This is a genomic window from Gordonia sp. YY1 (assembly GCF_009872315.1).
In the GTDB taxonomy this organism is placed as follows: domain Bacteria; phylum Actinomycetota; class Actinomycetes; order Mycobacteriales; family Mycobacteriaceae; genus Gordonia; species Gordonia amicalis.
Genome location: NZ_WXYI01000062.1, coordinates 1 through 668, shown reverse-complemented (window position 1 = coordinate 668; position 668 = coordinate 1). Strand labels below are relative to the sequence as shown.

Genomic DNA, 668 nt, shown 5'->3' with positions numbered 1-668 from the left:
GTGGTCATCAACGGCGTGATGAACGAAGGCGTAGCCGCGACCGTTCTTCTTGTTGTTGCGGTTACCGATCGTGCGTCCGAGTTTGCGGTGTCCGCCGCCGTTGGGGATCCGGCCGAGTTTCTTGATATCGACGTGGATCATGTCGCCGGGCTCTGGATGCTCGTAACGGCGTGGTCGAGGCCGGCGGACGACCAAGCCCGTGTTGTGGTCGAGATGCCGTAGCAGCGGCATCTGATACCGGCGTAACACCGCTCCGACGGTGCTGCAGGGCAGTTGGAGGTGGTAGGCGATGCGGTGTGGTCCCCAGCGGCGGGTGAAGCGCAGGTTGATGATTCGCCGTTCGCAGCGTGTGGGGGTCCGATTGGGGCTGCGGTGGGGTCGGCTGGATCGATCAGCCATCGCCGCGGGCCCGCCGTCCCGATAGCGGTCGGCCCATTTCTTGGCTGTGGTGGGCGAGCACTGGAACCGTTCGGCGGCTCGGCGGATCGACCAGCCCTCATCGATGATCACCGAAGCGAGTTTCAGACGCCCCTTTGGGGTCAGTAAGGCATTAGCGTGGGACATGAGGACCTCTTGGTAGCGGCGTGTGTTGTGGTAACCACACCGATACCGGAGGTCCTCACCTATTCACTGGCGCCACACCGTCCACAACGTCCCTGGTCATTACA

Annotated in this window: 1 protein-coding gene; it reads right to left on the bottom strand. The window is 63.0% G+C overall.

What is annotated here, in order from left to right:
* A partial coding sequence (locus BPODLACK_RS23145; protein WP_159406334.1) for a leucine zipper domain-containing protein occupies window positions 1–564 on the bottom strand: 564 nt, incomplete at its 3' end.
* Window positions 565–668: the final 104 nt, after the last annotated feature.